This window comes from Diplocloster agilis, assembly GCF_019042275.1.
GTDB lineage: Bacteria > Bacillota > Clostridia > Lachnospirales > Lachnospiraceae > Diplocloster > Diplocloster agilis.
The window spans coordinates 28,515-45,638 of record NZ_JAHQCW010000047.1 but is presented as its reverse complement, the minus strand read 5'-3'; the positions used below and the strand labels follow the sequence as shown (position 1 = coordinate 45,638).

Genomic DNA, 17,124 nt, shown 5'->3' with positions numbered 1-17,124 from the left:
AGGAACACGTGATGTGTTCCCGGTTCAGAGGCTCTTGCCCGTCGGACGTGAAGTCCGCCGTGCATCCTGAACCCGGCTTTCCGATTCCACTAAGCGGAGGCTCAGCCGCCCTATGCGCTCCCAGAGAGACACAAAAGAACCCGGTCCCCGGGAACAGGAAAGGATACCGCGGCTGTCTCCGTTTCTAAGCAGCAGGCATACTCAAGCCCCCGGGAAGAACCGCACTTCGCTCCGCTGCTTTTGCTCCCTGCTCCCCAATCCCGGCGGCCGCCCTTACGCCTTGCGTCTTGCGGATGACCGTACCGGCGTTTGGGATAAGTTTTGATAGACATAAAAACACGAACAATGCCATAAATAAAAGCCCTCTTTCTACTGTCGGAAGAGGGCTCATTGTTATTATTTTTCTTTTGTAAAAGGTGTCTAAAGATTTGGCTCGTGCATCTTATCACGAAGCTGAAGCACCTTGGCGAGTTCAATCAGATCCACCCGCGATTCGTAGGAGAGCTTAATAAATTGGCGCATCAAAGAATGCTCCAACTCATAATCAGAGTAAATTTTCTGATTTGTCTCAGTCAAGTTGGGATTGGACTTTCCGAAGGAATCACCTGTGATCAGGTAATCAATCGAAACGTTGAAGAATTCCGAAAGCTTGATTAGTTTTTCGAAATCAGGCTGTTTATCCTTCGTCTCATAACCGGCAATCGTAGGTCGGGATACCTTTAAAAATTCAGCCAGTTCTCCCTGAGTGATGTGGTTCGCTTTTCGTAACTCTTTTAAAATACTTCCAAACGACATATTTCTCCCTCCTTTGCTATCTATTGTACCATTTAGAAATGAAATGGATATAGTTGTGTCGATAATCAACAACAAAAAAGAATAAATTTCAAATATGTGCCCAAATGGCACACCGTAAATTTCCTGAACAGCTTATAAAGTGAAGTGTTCCATAAGTTGGTTTGAAATGTCGTCCTACGAGCTACGGGAGACTAAAAGAACCCAGCCTCAAGTAAATTGACTCCACGGTATTGCTCAAATATTATGCTAATTATATTAAAATAAAAAAAGTTTGTAAGCCTATGAAGAGACGGTCAGAAAATTTCATAATTGCATATGACACTAAATGTGTCTTTTTGATGGATATACCGAATGCAGGACTATTAATATCAGAACGTATGTTCTATAATATTTACAGAACATACGTTCTGATATTTTATAAGGAGGATATATAAATGTCTGATCAAAGCACTTACACACTATTTCTTCCCGAAATCGGGGAAAACGGAAATTGGTACATTAATGGAATTGATACTGGGAAATCATCTAAAGGTGAGAATGGCGTTACACCGCATATCGGTGAAGACGGATTTTGGTATATCGGAGATGAGAAAACAAATGTATACGCAAAAGGTAAATCGGCGTATGAAATTGCGGTGGATTATGGTTTCCAGGGGAGTATGGTTGACTGGATGAACGGCTTGAAGGGAGAGAAAGGTGATCCCGGGGAACAGGGAGTTACAGGACCGGCTGGAGAGCCAGGTATTGCCGGGCCGGCGGGACCGAGGGGTGACACTGGTGAGCAGGGACCTGTTGGACCTAGGGGACCTCAGGGATTAAAAGGAGATCCTGGAGAGACAGGCCCTCAAGGCTTGAAAGGGGATAAAGGTGATGCAGGGACTGCTGGCCCGCAGGGGCTTAAGGGCGACACAGGAGCACAAGGCCCTCAGGGTGAAACAGGTGCGCAGGGTCCCAGAGGCCTGACAGGGCCGGAAGGACCACAGGGTGCAACAGGGCCGAGAGGATTGACCGGGCCGGAGGGCCCGCAGGGACCTACTGGCGCTATAGGCCCGAAGGGAGATGTTGGTCCGAAAGGAGATCCTGGAGTGCAGGGCCCAAAAGGTGATACCGGCGCGACAGGACCACAAGGACTAAAAGGTGATAAGGGAGACCCCGGAGTGCAGGGGCCTAAAGGCGACAAGGGTGATACAGGAGAAACAGGTCCGATGGGACCGCAGGGACCAAACGAGGCGAACTTGATTTATATGTCAAACAAGGAAACCACTGTAGAGCAGGCTATTAATACTGTTAATAATAATTTAAGTTATACATCTACTGAAACTATTTGTGGATCATGGGGTGGATACACATTATATAGAAAAGTAATATCCTGTGGTGCTCTCCCAGATAATACGGATATATCTATTGCACATAACATATCTGATTTAAGGTTTTTTACAAGAATCGGAGGGATTGCATTAAATTCATCAAATGGCAACAATGTTCCACTTCCTTATGTAGCTATAAACGGAAATAATATTCAGCTTTTTGCTAATTTAAATTATATTATTATTAAAACGTCAGCTGATTTGTCGGTCTACGATACAACAAAAGTTATACTAGAATATACCAAAATTTAAAGTGGTCATATAAATGCAATGACAAAAAATTGAGTCTATTATAGATGGAGACCGGTCCAAGGGACCGGTTTTTCCAACCTTAGAGAGTGGCTGACAGTTATTGATCAAATATTAAATACATCCCTGAAATTTGGGCGGGATGGCTGTTCACAACATCCCACTTTAGCTCCGGTCAGAATATCGCAAAGGAAAATTTGTAGGAGTTACACTGGGAACTTTGATGGCCGAATTTAGCACATAACAGATCAGATTAGCAGGTACGAAAGAGGAAATAAGCATGTATTCAGGAGTAGATTTATGTTATCATACTAGGCACATGGATTTTGCAAACTGATAGAAGTCGGAATCTAATGTGTTATCCTGCGGACTGAATAACATAGGCATGCTTTTGAACGGTATGCGCGTGCGTGTGCAATTTGGCATAAACATCCGGTTCAGGGATGGCGGGAATCTTAAGAAAGGTAGATATCAAGAAGCAAGAGGATGGTAGGAATGAAGATAGATGTACTGTGTCGGCCGAGGATAACCTTCTTTAATAGTACAAAACAAAAAAAATTCTGCACTAAATTCCAAGCTTTCACCAAAGTAGGAGCGGTCAGGGGACAGAGCGGCGGCGGGGAAGGGGCGCAAAAGCAGCAGGGAGGGAATCGCTTGAGGCCGGGCCTTAGAATGGGTTACGCAGAAGAGGGCGAAACCTCGCAGGACCTGGGGCACTGTTTGAGCCGCACTCTGGCGAGTTTGCCCCGGGTCCTGCTAATCAGAGGTTTCGTCCTCTTCGGAGTTACCCGTTCTTAGGCCCGGCCGAAGCGATTCCCTCCCTGCTGCTTTTGCGCCCCTTCCCCGCCGCCGCTCTGTCCCCTGACCGCTCCGGCCCTTCCCCCGAAAGCAAAATACATTGCACTGCCCCCGGGAAGTGGGTATAATAGATGGGTAGGTGAATGGAAGATAAAGGAGTGAACCTTATGCATAGAGAACATACGAAAGTGATACGGATCGGGGACCGGGTGATCGGAGGCGGGAATCCGGTGCTGATACAGTCCATGACAAATACGAGAACGGAAGATGTGGCGGCCACGGTGGAGCAGATTCAAAGGCTCCAGGAGGCGGGCTGTGAGATTATACGGTGCGCGGTGCCTACGATGGAGGCGGCGCGGGCTTTGCAGGAGATTAAGAAGCAGATCGGGATTCCACTGGTGGCGGATATTCATTTTGACTATAAGCTGGCGATCGCAGCCATGGAAAACGGGGCGGATAAGATCCGGATTAATCCGGGGAATATCGGCAGCCAGGAGCGGCTGCAGGCGGTGGTGGAGGAGGCCAAGAGCCGGAATATTCCCATCCGTGTGGGCGTGAACAGCGGGTCCCTGGAAAAAGAACTGGTGGAGAAATATCATGGGGTGACCGCGGAGGGGATCGTGGAGAGCGCCTTAGATAAAGTGCACCGGATCGAGGATATGGGGTATGACAATCTGGTGATCAGTATTAAGTCCTCGGATGTACTGATGTGCGCGCGGGCTCATGAACGGATCGCTCAGGAGACAAATTACCCGCTGCATGTGGGAATCACCGAGTCCGGGACGGTGCTGTCCGGAAATATTAAATCGGCGGTGGGGCTTGGGATTATCCTGTATCAGGGGATCGGGGATACGATTCGGGTGTCCCTCACCGGAGACCCGGTGGAGGAGATTAAGTCGGCCAGGCTGATTCTTAAGACGCTGGGGCTTCGCAAAGGCGGGATTGAGGTGGTTTCGTGCCCGACCTGCGGCAGGACCCAGATCGATCTGATCGGACTGGCGAACCAGGTGGAGACGCTGGTGTCCGGTATGCCGCTGGATCTTAAGGTGGCGGTCATGGGCTGTGTGGTAAATGGTCCCGGGGAGGCGAAAGAGGCGGATATCGGGATCGCCGGAGGCAGGGGCGAAGGCCTGCTGATCAAAAAAGGTGAAGTGGTAAAGAAGGTTCCGGAGGACCAGCTTTTGCAGGTGCTGAAGGATGAGCTGGAGCATTGGAGTGAAGTGTAATGGCAAAACCGTTTTTTGAAGTATTTCCGACCCTTGAGCTAAAAGAAGATCTGCGGGACATGATGGAATGCACCCAGATCAGCAAGGTGTCCACGAACCCGAAACGGGATGCGATTCGAATTCATATCAATAGTAAAATCCTTATACAGAAGGATCATATTTTCCTGCTGGAACGCTCGATCAAAGATCAGTTGTTTCCCAATGTGCCGATGCTGATCAAGATCTATGAAAAATACGAGCTGTCGGATCAGTATACGCCCAGAAAACTGATGGAAATATATCATAACAGTATTCTGGATGAGCTGAGGGAATACAGCATGGTGGAATATAATCTGTTCCGGAAGGCGAAATGGGAGTTCGTCGAGGAACAGGTTATGGTGCTGCGTCTGGAGCAGACGGTGGTGGCCGCCAGCAAGACGGATGAGCTGGTGAGGATTCTGGAGAAGATTTTTCATGAACGCTGCGGTTTTCCGGTTCAGGTGCGGGTCGAATACGAAGAGGTGAAGCCCAGCAAGTACCGGGAACAGAGCGATCAGAAGATCAAACAGGAAGTGGCCAATATCGCGTCGGTGATCCAGAGCGCCAAGGGTACGGAGAAAGCGGCCGCGGCCCAGGAGCAGACAGGACAGCAGGGACAGCAAGGGCAGCAGGGGAGAAAAGGACGGGAAGACAAGGGGGATGCCTCCTTCCGGCGGGCGCCCCGTGGATTTAAGCGGTCCGATAACCCGGATGTGCTCTATGGCAGGGATTTTGAGGAGGACGCCATGCCCATCGAACAGCTGGTGGGCGAGATCGGCGAAGTAGTGTTGCGGGGCCGGATCATGACCTTAGATACCAGGGAGATCCGGAATGAGAAGACGATTATCATTTTCAGTATTACGGATTTTACGGACAGCATCAATGTGAAGATGTTTGTGAAAAATGACGAGCTGTCCGAGATTTTAGAGGGAATCAAGAAGGGTGCGTTTATCAAGATTAAAGGCGTCAGCAATATCGACCGGTTTGACGGGGAGCTTTCTATCGCCTCTGTGGTGGGGATTAAGTCTATCGCGGATTTCAGAACCGGGAGGATGGACACCAGCCCTGTAAAAAGGGTAGAATTGCACTGCCATACAAAGATGAGCGATATGGACGGGGTCTCCGATGTGGGAGATATTATCAAGCAGGCGGTCAAATGGGGGCACAAGGCGGTGGCGATTACGGACCACGGCGTGGTGCAGTCATTCCCGGAAGCGAACCACGCCATCCCCAAGGACGCGGATCTTAAGATTATCTATGGAATGGAAGCGTATCTGGTCGATGATCTCAAGGAGATCGTCACGGATTCCCGGAACCAGAGCCTGGATGATACCTATGTGGTATTTGACCTGGAGACGACCGGTTTCAGCCCGGTGAATAACCGGATCATAGAGATCGGCGCGGTAAAAGTGGTGGAGGGACGGATCACCGACCGCTTCAGCACCTTTGTGAATCCGGATGTGCCGATTCCCTTCGATATTGAGAAGCTGACCGGCATCAATGATCATATGGTGTTAGAAGCGCCCATGATCGAACAGGTGCTGCCGGAGTTTCTGGAGTTTTGCGAGGGCGCTGTTATGGTGGCGCACAACGCTGGATTTGATATGAGTTTCGTGCAGCGAAATGCCAAACGCATGGGAATTTCCCTGCATAAAACGGTGGTCGATACCGTCTCTCTGGCTAGAGTGCTGCTGCCGCAGTTGAACCGGTTTAAGCTGGACACAGTGGCTAAGGCGCTGAACATTTCCCTGGACAATCACCACCGGGCAGTGGACGACGCCGCCTGTACGGCGGAGATTTTTCTGAAATTCGTGGAGATGTTAAAGGACAGGGATGTGACGTCCTTAGACGGTGTAAACAGCATTAGTACGTTGGATCACACCGCCATTAAGAAACTACCCACCTATCATGCCATTATACTGGCCAGAAATGATGTGGGCCGTGTGAACCTGTACCGCCTGGTCTCCATGTCCCATATTGATTATTACGCGAAGCGGCCCAGAGTGCCGAAAAGCTTATATATGAAATACCGGGAAGGACTTCTGATCGGATCGGCCTGCGAGGCCGGCGAGCTTTATCAGGCGCTGCTGCGGGAATCGCCCCAGGAGGAGATCGCCAGGCTCGCCCAATTCTATGACTATCTGGAGATACAGCCTCTTGGGAATAACGAGTTCATGCTCCGGGATGAAAAGTCCACGGTGAATTCCAGGCAGGATCTGATCAATCTGAATAAACGGATCGTGGAGCTGGGAGAGCAGTTCCGCAAGCCGGTGGTCGCCACCTGCGACGTTCATTTCCTGAATCCGGAGGATGAGGTATACCGAAGGATTATCATGGCGGGAAAGGGATTCAAGGATGCGGATATGCAGGCGCCGCTTTATTACAGGACGACGGAGGAGATGCTGGAGGAGTTCAGCTATCTGGGCAGTGAAAAAGCGGAAGAGGTAGTGATTACCAACACGAATAAGATAGCGAATATGATCGAGCGGATCTCCCCGGTACGGCCGGATAAGTGTCCGCCGGTGATTGAGGATTCGGATAAAACCCTGCGGAACATCTGCTATAACACCGCCCATGAGATGTACGGGGACGAACTGCCTCCGGTTGTAGTGGAGCGGCTGGAGAGGGAACTGAATTCCATTATTTCCAACGGATTCGCCGTGATGTATATCATCGCCCAGAAGCTGGTGTGGAAATCCAATGAGGACGGGTATCTGGTAGGGTCCCGTGGTTCCGTAGGTTCTTCCTTCGTGGCTACCATGGCCGGGATTACGGAGGTGAATCCGCTGGCTCCGCATTATTATTGTAAAAAATGCCATTACAGTGATTTTGATTCGGAGCTGGTGAAGTCGTTTGGCGGCGGTTCCGGCTGTGATATGCCGGACCGGAATTGCCCGGAATGCGGGGAGCCGCTGGTGAAGGCGGGATTTGATATCCCCTTTGAAACATTCCTGGGATTCAAGGGGAATAAAGAGCCGGATATCGACCTGAACTTCTCCGGCGATTACCAGGGAAACGCCCACCGGTATACGGAGGTTATCTTTGGGGAAGGGCAGACCTTCCGGGCGGGAACCATCGGTACGCTGGCGGACAAGACAGCGTTCGGTTATGTGAAAAATTATTATGAAGAGCGCGGGGTGCGCAAGCGGAACTGCGAGATCACCCGGATCGTGGACGGCTGTGTCGGCGTGCGCCGTACGACCGGCCAGCACCCGGGCGGTATTATTGTATTGCCTCACGGGGAGGAGATCTATTCCTTCACGCCGGTCCAGCGGCCCGCCAACGATATGACGACGGACATTATCACCACGCACTTTGATTACCATTCCATCGACCACAACCTGTTAAAGCTGGATATTCTGGGCCATGATGATCCGACCATGATCCGTATGCTGGAGGACCTGACCGGCCTGGATGCCAAGACGATTCCGCTGGATAATAAAGAGGTTATGTCCTTGTTCCTGAATACGGAGGCGCTGGGGATCAAGCCCGAGGACATCGGGGGCTGTAAGCTGGGATCTCTGGGAATCCCGGAGTTCGGTACGGAGTTTGTTATCCAGATGCTTCAGGATACGAAGCCCAAGACCTTCTCCGATCTGGTCCGTATCTCCGGCCTGTCCCACGGTACCGACGTGTGGCTGGGGAATGCGCAGACGCTGATCGAAGAGGGAAAGGCGACGATTTCCACCGCCATCTGTACCCGTGACGATATCATGATCTATCTGATCCAGATGGGGATGGACAGCGAGCTTTCCTTTACCATCATGGAGAGCGTCCGTAAGGGAAAAGGCCTGAAGCCGGAATGGGAAGAGGCCATGATCAAGGCGAATGTGCCGGACTGGTATATCTGGTCCTGTAAGAAAATCAAGTACATGTTCCCGAAGGCCCACGCGGCGGCCTATGTTATGATGGCTTTTCGAATCGCCTATTTTAAGGTGTTCTATCCGCTGGCTTATTACGCGGCGTTTTTCAGTATCCGGGCTTCCTCGTTCAACTACGAGATCATGTGCCTGGGTCGGGATAAGCTGGAATATTTTCTGGATGATTACAAAAGGCGGAACGATACCCTGTCCAAAAAGGAGCAGGATACCCTGAAGGATATGAAAATCGTCCAGGAAATGTACGCCAGAGGATTTGAGTTTATGCCCATTGATATATACCGGGCGCAGGCTTCCAAGTTCCAGATTATCGACGGGAAACTGATGCCGTCCTTCTCGTCCATAGACGGTCTGGGTGATAAAGCGGCCGATGCGATCGTGGACGCCGCTAAGGATGGAAAATTTCTTTCTAAAGATGATTTCCGGGCCAGAACCAAGGTGAGTAAGACGGTTACAGACTTGATGGATGATCTGCACCTGCTGGGCGATCTGCCGGAATCCAATCAGTTGTCCTTATTTGATCTGTAATATAAGCCGCAGTAAATGCGGCGCGGGAGGAAACTTTTTATGAAAACCAGAATTGTATTGGCTTCGGCTTCACCCAGAAGACGGGAACTGTTATCGCAGATCGGTCTGACTTATGAAGTGCTGCCAAGCCAAAAGGAGGAGGCGTCCAAAGCCCGGGAACCGTCGGAGCTGGTTACGGAGCTGTCCGCTCAGAAGGCAGGGGATATCGCTTCTTCCATAGAGGGTCCGGCCCTGATTATCGGGGCGGATACGGTCGTATGCCATAACGGGCAGATATTGGGTAAACCGCGGAGCGAGGAGGAGGCCGCCGGGATGCTTGCGTTTTTGCAGGGAGATACCCACCAGGTATATACCGGGGTAACGCTGATTCTAAAATCCGGGGCCAAGAATCGGGAGGTTCATTTTACCGAGATGACAGAAGTGGAGTTCGGACCCATGGATGAATCCGAGATACGGGAATACATAGCCACCGGGGAACCGATGGATAAGGCGGGAGCTTATGGAATACAGGGCTTCGCGGCCCGTTATATTGTGGCTGTCCGGGGGGACTACAGCAATGTGGTGGGCCTTCCGGTCGCCCGCCTTTATAGAGAGTTGAAAAAGCTGGATGTACTGTAGAGGGGAATGGAATCGGAAATAATACAAGACAACCTTAAAAAGAGGAGAATGAGATTATGTGGAAAGCAGTACTATTTGATCTGGACGGAACACTTGCGGATACGCTTAAATCGCTGCACTATTGTACCAATCGGGCGCTTAAATACTGCGGCCTTCCCGGTCATCCCATGGAAGCTTATAAAACCATGGTCGGAGACGGCGCGGCCAAGCTTTTGGAGCGGGCGTTAATCGCGGCAGGAGATACGCAGCTTGTGAACATGGAGAAAATAACCGCGAAATATAAAGAGGTGTTTGCGAAGGATTGTATGTATGAGGTGAAGCCCTATGACGGGATCTTGGAACTGCTGGGCACTCTGAAGGAGCGGGGGATCAAGATCGCGGTCTTATCCAACAAACCCCATGCCCAGACCATCGACGTGGTGGAAACGCTGTTTGGAAAAGGCTATTTCGATCATGTCCAGGGGCAGCAGGAGGGCATCCGCAGAAAACCTTATCCGGACGGGGCCCTGGCGATCGCCGCGGGATTCGGGATAGAACCGGCCGAATGCCTTTATCTGGGAGATACGAATACGGATATGCAGACAGGGAATGCGGCAGGGATGCATACGGTCGGCGTTACCTGGGGATTTCGGGACAGGGAAGAGCTGGAGGCTAACCAGGCGCAGGATATTATCGATGCGCCTATGGAGCTGTGCAGGCTTTTGTAAAATATGCCTTTACGCCTTTTCTTTTAGATAATCATCCTGTATAATGTATGATGTCCGCTAGGGACTACTAGCGGTATAGCCGGAAAGGCTGTAAAAATAAATAAGACGTTTAGCGTTGTCTCCGTTTTATAGGTAAAGGAGTATCATGATATGTCGAAGACGGAAAGTGCTAGAAAATTATATGAAGAATGTAAAGATATGGATATAGAGGAAACCATGGAGCTGGTTTTAAGCGCGGAAACGGAAGATGAACAGGATTTTTTTTCTATGTTAAGTGATTTTGTATTGCAAAGGAAGCAGAAGAATGTAATTGCCCAAAAGAGGTTTTAAATGAAAAAGTATATTTTATATGCTGGAGTAAACGGTGCTGGAAAATCAACTTTATACAGGACTACACATTATCAGGATATAATGCCGCGGGTGAACACAGATGAAATATTGAGAGAATTTGGTGATTGGAGAAATACGTCAGATTTAATGAAAGCAGGCAGGATTGCAGTTGAAAGGCTAAATTCCTACTTATGTGAAGGTATTACTTTTAATCAGGAAACAACACTATGCGGTCATACAATATTGCGTACTATACGCAGGGCAAAACAGTCGGGTTATGTCATAGAATTACATTATGTCGGTGTTGATACTGCGGAGATAGCGAAGAAGAGAGTTGCCAGAAGAGTCGAGTTAGGAGGCCATGGGATACCGGACATAGACATAGACAAAAGGTTTGGGGAGAGTTTAAAAAATCTTCATGAAATTATTGATTTTTGTGATTTATCCGCATTATATGATAATACAGATAAATTCCGCAGATTTGCCATATATAAAAATGGTGAACTTGTGAGGCTGTCAAAGAATATTCCTGAGTGGTATAGAAAATGGCGGGAAGGGTATTTTTAAATCCAAATCAGTTTTTTGCGAATAAGGCTAGCTGGTAACTATAAATTGCTATGGTATCCGAAGCGAAATCATCAGACGAGACAGAGCCTTTTGAGTACTTTTAAACAAATATATATAGGGTACTTGAATTTTTCAAGTATCCTATTCAGTTTTAGCAGCAGACTATATATAGTCTGTGTGAAGTCTGCACTATACATAACGTAGACTGCAATACAGTCATGAGAATCAGCCGGGCGGGATCACGGCCCACGTTTATAATGAGAATGTATCCCGATGTTTAAATGTTAGGAGTAAATTGAAATGATAAGATTAGTAGCCAGCGATCTGGACGGCACTCTGTTGTTAAACGGCAGCCAGAAGCTGAATCCGGAAGTTTTTGACCTGATCAGAGAACTGAAGAAAGCGGGTATTGTGTTCGTTGCGGCCAGCGGCAGACAATATCCAAATTTAAAAAGATTATTTGCACCGGTGGCGGATGAGATCGCCTACATCGCGGAAAACGGGGCATTGGTGCTCTATCAGGATCAGGTGCTTTCCAGAAAAACCATAGACAGGAACCTGGGCCGTGAGATCCTGACGGCCATTCAGGAGCGGGATCAGTGTGAGATTCTGCTGTCGGGAGTAAAAACCTGTTATCTTCAGCCGAAGATCCATGATTATGTGGACCATATGAAATATGTGGTGGGAAATAATGTCACTGTGGTGAATGATATCATGGGAGTAGAGGAAGAATATTTAAAGATTTCAGTCTATGAAAAGGGAGGCGTGGACCGGTGCGAAAGCTATTTCCGGGAGCGCTTTGAGGGCCGGGTCAAGGTGGTTACCGCAGGACATGCCTGGCTGGATATGATGTCTCTGGACGCAGGGAAAGGACCGGCAATGGATACGCTGCTGGAACATTTCCGGGTCAGCCCCGGGGAAGCCATGGCTTTCGGAGACAATGAAAATGATATTGAAATGTTGGAGAATGTATTTTATAGTTATGCTATGGACAATGCTAAGGAAAGTGTGAAAAAAGTCTGCCGCTTCCGGACAGGCCTGGTGGAAAAGACGCTGCGGGATCTGCTGGACGGGAAACTTCCTGTGGAGTAAATGCGGCACTGGAGGAAAATATGATTAAATTGGTAGTTACGGACATCGACGGGACACTGACGACAGAAGGGACCGATCAGGTCAGCGAAGAGATCTATGATCTGGTGCTGGAGATGAAAAAGCTGGGAATCGTGTTTGCGGCGGCCAGCGGACGGGAATATGACAGTATTTACCGGGTGTTTGAGCCGGTTAAGGACGAGATGATATTTATCGCGCAAAATGGCGCGTATGTGGTGTGCAGGGGTGTGGAAATTTCCAGAAAGCCGATCCGGCGGTCCGTGTTTGAAGATCTTTTGCGAACGCTGAAGGCCAGAGATGATTGTCAGTATTCTACTTCTGCGCCGGAAGGCATATATCTGGATTATCAGAACGATTATTTTTATGATGTGCTTACGAAGGGCTATAAGAATAACGTCTATATGGTGGATGACGTACTTAAGGCGGATGCGGATTTTGTGAAGGTATCGGTGTTCCAGAAGAATGGAATTAGCCGGCAGATCCGGGACGATCTGCTGATCCCGCACTGGCAGAAGGATCTGCAGGTGGTGGTTTCCGGAAAATACTGGATCGACTTCATGGACAAATCCGTGGACAAAGGCCATGCGGTGGCCGATATCCAGAAGGTGCTGGGGATCTCCCGTGAGGAGACCATGGCTTTCGGGGACAACGGCAACGACATCGGGATGCTGAAGCAGGCAGGTGAGAGCTATGCGGTGGCCAATGCCGGAAGCAGTGTGAAAGAAGTTGCCAGGCACGTGGCCCAGGCCGGTCCTGACGGAGGCGTAATCAAAGTTCTCAAAGAATTAATTAATACAATGAAAAACGAAAATAAGTAGGAGGGTGTGTCTTATGTACGAGTATGATGATGAGTGTTTGGCTACATTTTTAAGGAAGCAGTCGCAGCTGTTTGATGAACCGGTTGCAGAGACGCTTGAGGAGGCGGAAGCTTTCCTGGAAGACTGTATGGCAGTGGTACTGGATTCACTCAGTGACGTCCGGGAATATTTTGATGAAAATGGTATGGATATTGAAGGTATGAGCGATGACGACCTGGAAGACGCATCGGAAGTATTCTCCCTGCCGAATGGAAAGTATCTGGTGGTAGAAGGGTAATAAAGCTGCGTAAATGCGGCACTGGAGGAAATGGTTACACCATACCTGAATTGAGCCGCAGTAAATGCGGCACTGGAGGAAATATGAAATTTATTCATACGGGGGATCTGCATATCGGGAAGGTGTTGCATGAATGTGACTTGCTGCAGGACCAGCGGTACATACTCGGTCAGATCGCCGGGCTGGCGGCCAGGGAGAAGGTGGATGCCGTGGTGCTGGCCGGAGACATCTATGACCGTTCCATTCCCACAGCGGAGGCGGTGACGGTTCTGGATGAATTTTTGACAGACCTGATTGAGCAGGGAATCTGCGTGCTGGCGGTCAGCGGCAATCATGACTCACCGGAGCGTTTAAGCTTTGCAGGGAATATCCTGAAGCGGCAGGGTCTGCATCTTTCGGGGGTCTGTGAAAAAGAAATTCGGAAAGTCACTTTTTCTGATGATTTCGGAGAAGTGGCTTTCTTTTTGCTGCCCTTTATGAAGCCTGGGGATATGAAGCTGTATCTGAAAGAAGAGATCAAAAGCTGCGATGAGGGGGTTCAAAAAATCATCGGCCGGCTTCCGATAGATTCCGCTGCCAGAAATGTACTGGTCACCCATTATTTTGTGACCGACGCGGGCAGTGAGCCGGAACTTTCCGACTCGGAGACCCGGGTTGTGGTGGGAGGGCTGGACCAGGTGGAAGCTTCGGCCTTTGCCGGCTTTGACTATACGGCATTGGGACATATCCATAAGCCCCAGCAGATCAAAGAGCGGCCGGTCTATTACGCCGGAACTCCGTTAAAATACTCTTTTTCCGAGACGATGCAGGAGAAAAGCGTGAATCTGGTGGAGCTGGGGAAAAAAGGAGAAGTTCTGGTGACAAAGGTCCCGTTAAAACCGCTGCGTGAGATGCGGATTCTGCGCGGTGAACTGAAGCTGCTCCTGGCCGATGCGGATTACCAGGGCGAAGGGACGGATGATTTTATCCGCGCGGTGCTGACGGACAAGGACGAGCTGGACGATCCGATCGGAAGGCTTCGTACCGTGTATCCCAACGTCCTGCAGGTCGTGGTGGAACGGCATTACCGGGATACGGACAAGCTGAAACTGCAGGAGATCGAGAAGCCGGACAAGTCTGTTCTGGAGCTGTATTCCGACTTTTATCAATATGTGACGGACGAGGAACTGGATGAGGAGCGGCGGCAGATCCTGACGGAAGTCATCTGTGATTCGCTGGGGAGGGACTGCCTATGAAACCGGTGAATCTGACCATCAGCGCCTGGGGCCCCTATAAGGACCGGGAAGTGATAGAATTTGACAATGTGGCGCGCAAAGGGCTGTTTTTGATCTCTGGTCCCACCGGAGCCGGGAAGACCACGATCTTTGACGCGATTACGTTCGCCTTGTATGGGAATGTGAGCGGCAGCATCCGGGAGACCCGGCAGCTGCGCAGCGATTTTGCCCAGCCGGAGACAGATACTTACGTGGAACTTACCTTTTTGCATAAGGGGGAAAAATACCGGATCCGGCGGACCCCGGAATATGAACGGCCGAAACGGAAGGGAAGCGGGATGCTTCTGGCAAAGCCCACGGTCCTGCTGACGATGCCGGACGGAAAAGAGTACGACCGTCTGCTGGATGTGAAGGCGAAGGTGGAAGAGTTACTGGGCCTGGATTACGGCCAGTTTAAACAGATCTCCATGCTGGCCCAGGGAGAATACACACAGCTTTTGGTGGCGGAGCCGAAAGAACGCCGGAAGATTCTGAGCAAAATATTTGATCTGAACATATACCAGCAGTTAAAATTCAGCCTGCGGGACAGGGAACGCCGGTTGAAGGAGCAGATGACCGAACTGATCAATAAGATCGACGAAGCGCTCTCGGCCGTGGTGACGGACAGGGAAGACTGGCTTACGGCTTACCGGTCTGAGAACCGGAATTATCAGGAATTGAGCCGGATTCTCCAGGAGCTGATCCGGGACGACCGGGAGTTCAGACGGGTTCAAAAGGAGCGGTGGGAACGGCTGGAAAAGGAAGAAAACGCCATGGTGGCGGAATATACCAGGGCCCGGCAGACGAATCAGCTCTTCGCACAGCTTTCCCAGGTAAAAGAGGAGCTTAGCTGCCTGCAAAGTCGCCAGGAAGAGACAGAGCAGAAGAAGGAAAGACTTTCATCCGCAGGCAGGGCCCGTCTGGTCAGGCCTTATGAGGTGGCGTATGAGAAGGCGGAACAGCAGCAAAAAGAGGCGGAAGAAAAGTTAGGGAAAGCTAGAGAAAGCTGGGCTCGGATCAGTCAGGAGGCGCAGGCTCTCGAACTGGAGAAACAGAAGTTACTGCCGGAGGGGGAGGAGCATCTGGCTTCCTATCTGACAGAGTGTCAGGAACGTCTAACCCATATAAGCCTGCTGGAAGAGCAGCAGAAGCAGCTTCGGCAGACGGAGCAGAAGCTGTCCCAGAAGCAGAAAGAATATCTCCGGCTGGAAGCGCAGGAGGAGAGAAAGCGCAAGCGGTACGAGGAGAAGGACCGGGCTTACCGCAGGGCTGCCATCGGACTGGCCGCTCAGGAGTTAAAGGACGGGGAGCCCTGTCCGCTGTGCGGTTCTACGGAACATCCGAAGAAAGCGCGGGTGACGAAGGAGGTTCCTGATGAGGAGACCCTGAAGCGCCTGAAACAGGAACATCAGGATATCAAAGACCAGCTGGCGGCGGTGCAGCAGGACGCGGCCGGCCTGAAAGGGGAGAGGGACCGTACGAAACTTACGGTAGAGCAGCATCTGATTCTGGCAAAAGTGGCCGCCGATCAGGATGTCCCCGCCCTTCGAAAAGACATCTCGCATCAGATCCGGGATCTGGAAAAACTACAAAAGGCACTGCGGGCCAGCCAGCTGAAGACGGAGGGGCAGCGGACCATTCTGGAACATATGGAGGAGGAACTTCCCGAAGCGATGAAAAACCTGGAACAGGCCAGGAAGGAGTTCCTTAAGATCCTGAGCCGGCAGGGCTATGAGAACCCGGACAGCTACCGTTTCAGCTTCCTGGATGAGAAGACGGCCGGCGCTCTCGACCGTGAGATCCGAAGCTATGAGCAGCAGCTGCATCTGGCCCAGGAGAATCAGAAACGCCTGGAGCGGGAAACGAAGGGAAAAGAGATCAAAGATCTGACGGAGCTGTCCAAGGCTCTGGAGGAAAAACGCAGGGAAAAACAAAAACTGTCCAAAGAAAAGGAAACGCTGGCCGCCAGGCTGGAGGGCAACCGGCGGGCCAGCCTGTCTCTGGGTGAAAAACTGGGCGAGTGGGATCAGAAAAACGACCTGTTCGGAAAAGTCAGTGATCTGGCCCAGGTGACCAGAGGGGACGGGAAGAACCATTTAAAGCTTCTGTTCGAGGATTACGTCAGCGGCAGCTATTTTGACCAGGTGCTCTATGCCGCGAACTTCCGGCTGCGGGATATGACCACCGGGCGCTATGAGCTGTCCAGGATCGACCGGGCCGCCCATGGACATGACAGTCTGGAACTGATGGTCTTCGACGCCCATACGGGTAAATACCGGCCGGTGCGGACCCTGTCAGGCGGTGAGGCTTTCCAGGCTGCCTTATCTCTGGCCCTGGGGACCACGGATGTGATCCAGAACCACATGGGCGGAATCGAGATCGAGACACTGTTCGTGGATGAGGGCTTCGGATCGCTGGATTCCGAGGCGCTTGACCAGGCGGTGCGCACCCTGATGTCCCTGGTGGAAGGAGACCGGCTAATCGGAATTATTTCCCATGTGGGAGAACTGAAGGAGCGGCTGGATAACCAGATCGAGGTGGTGCGGACGCCGGCGGGAAGCCACATCAGGACCTGACGGAATGTG

At 50.7% G+C, this 17,124-nt stretch carries 13 protein-coding genes; 12 read left to right on the top strand and 1 reads right to left on the bottom strand.

The features are described from left to right. Nucleotides 1-420: 420 nt before the first annotated feature. Nucleotides 421-795 (bottom strand): helix-turn-helix domain-containing protein, encoded by a 375-nt coding sequence (locus KTH89_RS21030; protein ID WP_158346657.1) that lies wholly within the window; start codon nt 793-795, stop codon nt 421-423. Nucleotides 796-1,229: 434 nt separating this feature from the next. Here KTH89_RS21030 and KTH89_RS21025 point away from each other — a divergent pair, with 434 nt between their 5' ends. The 12 genes from KTH89_RS21025 to KTH89_RS20970 all read left to right on the top strand — a co-directional run bounded on the left by KTH89_RS21025 (nt 1,230) and on the right by KTH89_RS20970 (nt 17,115). Continuing rightward, nucleotides 1,230-2,414, top strand: a complete 1,185-nt coding sequence (locus tag KTH89_RS21025) for a collagen-like domain-containing protein (protein WP_238722982.1) — start codon at nt 1,230-1,232, stop codon at nt 2,412-2,414. A 962-nt stretch (nt 2,415-3,376) separates the two neighbouring features. After that, complete coding sequence (gene ispG, locus KTH89_RS21020) at nt 3,377-4,435, top strand: flavodoxin-dependent (E)-4-hydroxy-3-methylbut-2-enyl-diphosphate synthase (RefSeq protein WP_238722981.1); 1,059 nt, start codon at nt 3,377-3,379, stop codon at nt 4,433-4,435. Further along, nucleotides 4,435-8,859 carry a PolC-type DNA polymerase III gene (locus KTH89_RS21015; protein WP_238722980.1) on the top strand — a complete coding sequence of 1,475 codons (4,425 nt, stop codon included), beginning with the start codon at nt 4,435-4,437 and terminating at the stop codon, nt 8,857-8,859. The genes ispG and KTH89_RS21015 overlap by 1 nt, the downstream gene beginning before the upstream one ends. Nucleotides 8,860-8,898: 39 nt before the next feature. Then, nucleotides 8,899-9,477 carry a Maf family protein gene (locus KTH89_RS21010; protein ID WP_238722979.1) on the top strand — a complete coding sequence of 193 codons (579 nt, stop codon included), beginning with the start codon at nt 8,899-8,901 and terminating at the stop codon, nt 9,475-9,477. Between the two features lie 56 nt (nt 9,478-9,533). Further along, nucleotides 9,534-10,184 carry an HAD family hydrolase gene (locus KTH89_RS21005; protein ID WP_158346667.1) on the top strand — a complete coding sequence of 217 codons (651 nt, stop codon included), beginning with the start codon at nt 9,534-9,536 and terminating at the stop codon, nt 10,182-10,184. 150 nt (nt 10,185-10,334) lie between these two features. Further along, nucleotides 10,335-10,514, top strand: a complete 180-nt coding sequence (locus tag KTH89_RS21000) for a hypothetical protein (protein WP_158346670.1) — start codon at nt 10,335-10,337, stop codon at nt 10,512-10,514. Then, entirely contained in the window at nt 10,515-11,081 is a 567-nt protein-coding gene (locus KTH89_RS20995; protein WP_158346672.1) for an AAA family ATPase, read from the top strand. It abuts the gene before it with no gap. A 300-nt stretch (nt 11,082-11,381) separates the two neighbouring features. After that, entirely contained in the window at nt 11,382-12,173 is a 792-nt protein-coding gene (locus tag KTH89_RS20990) for an HAD family hydrolase (protein ID WP_238722978.1), read from the top strand. 20 nt (nt 12,174-12,193) lie between these two features. Then, on the top strand, nt 12,194-13,009 hold the full coding sequence (locus tag KTH89_RS20985) for an HAD family hydrolase (RefSeq protein WP_238722977.1): 816 nt from the start codon (nt 12,194-12,196) through the stop codon (nt 13,007-13,009). A 13-nt stretch (nt 13,010-13,022) separates the two neighbouring features. Continuing rightward, nucleotides 13,023-13,286, top strand: coding sequence for a glyoxalase (locus KTH89_RS20980; protein WP_158346678.1), 264 nt, complete (start codon nt 13,023-13,025; stop codon nt 13,284-13,286). 83 nt (nt 13,287-13,369) lie between these two features. Further along, complete coding sequence (locus KTH89_RS20975) at nt 13,370-14,521, top strand: exonuclease SbcCD subunit D (protein ID WP_238722976.1); 1,152 nt, start codon at nt 13,370-13,372, stop codon at nt 14,519-14,521. Then, entirely contained in the window at nt 14,518-17,115 is a 2,598-nt protein-coding gene (locus KTH89_RS20970; RefSeq protein WP_238722975.1) for an AAA family ATPase, read from the top strand. The genes KTH89_RS20975 and KTH89_RS20970 overlap by 4 nt, the downstream gene beginning before the upstream one ends. The last annotated feature ends 9 nt before the right edge of the window (nt 17,116-17,124 follow it).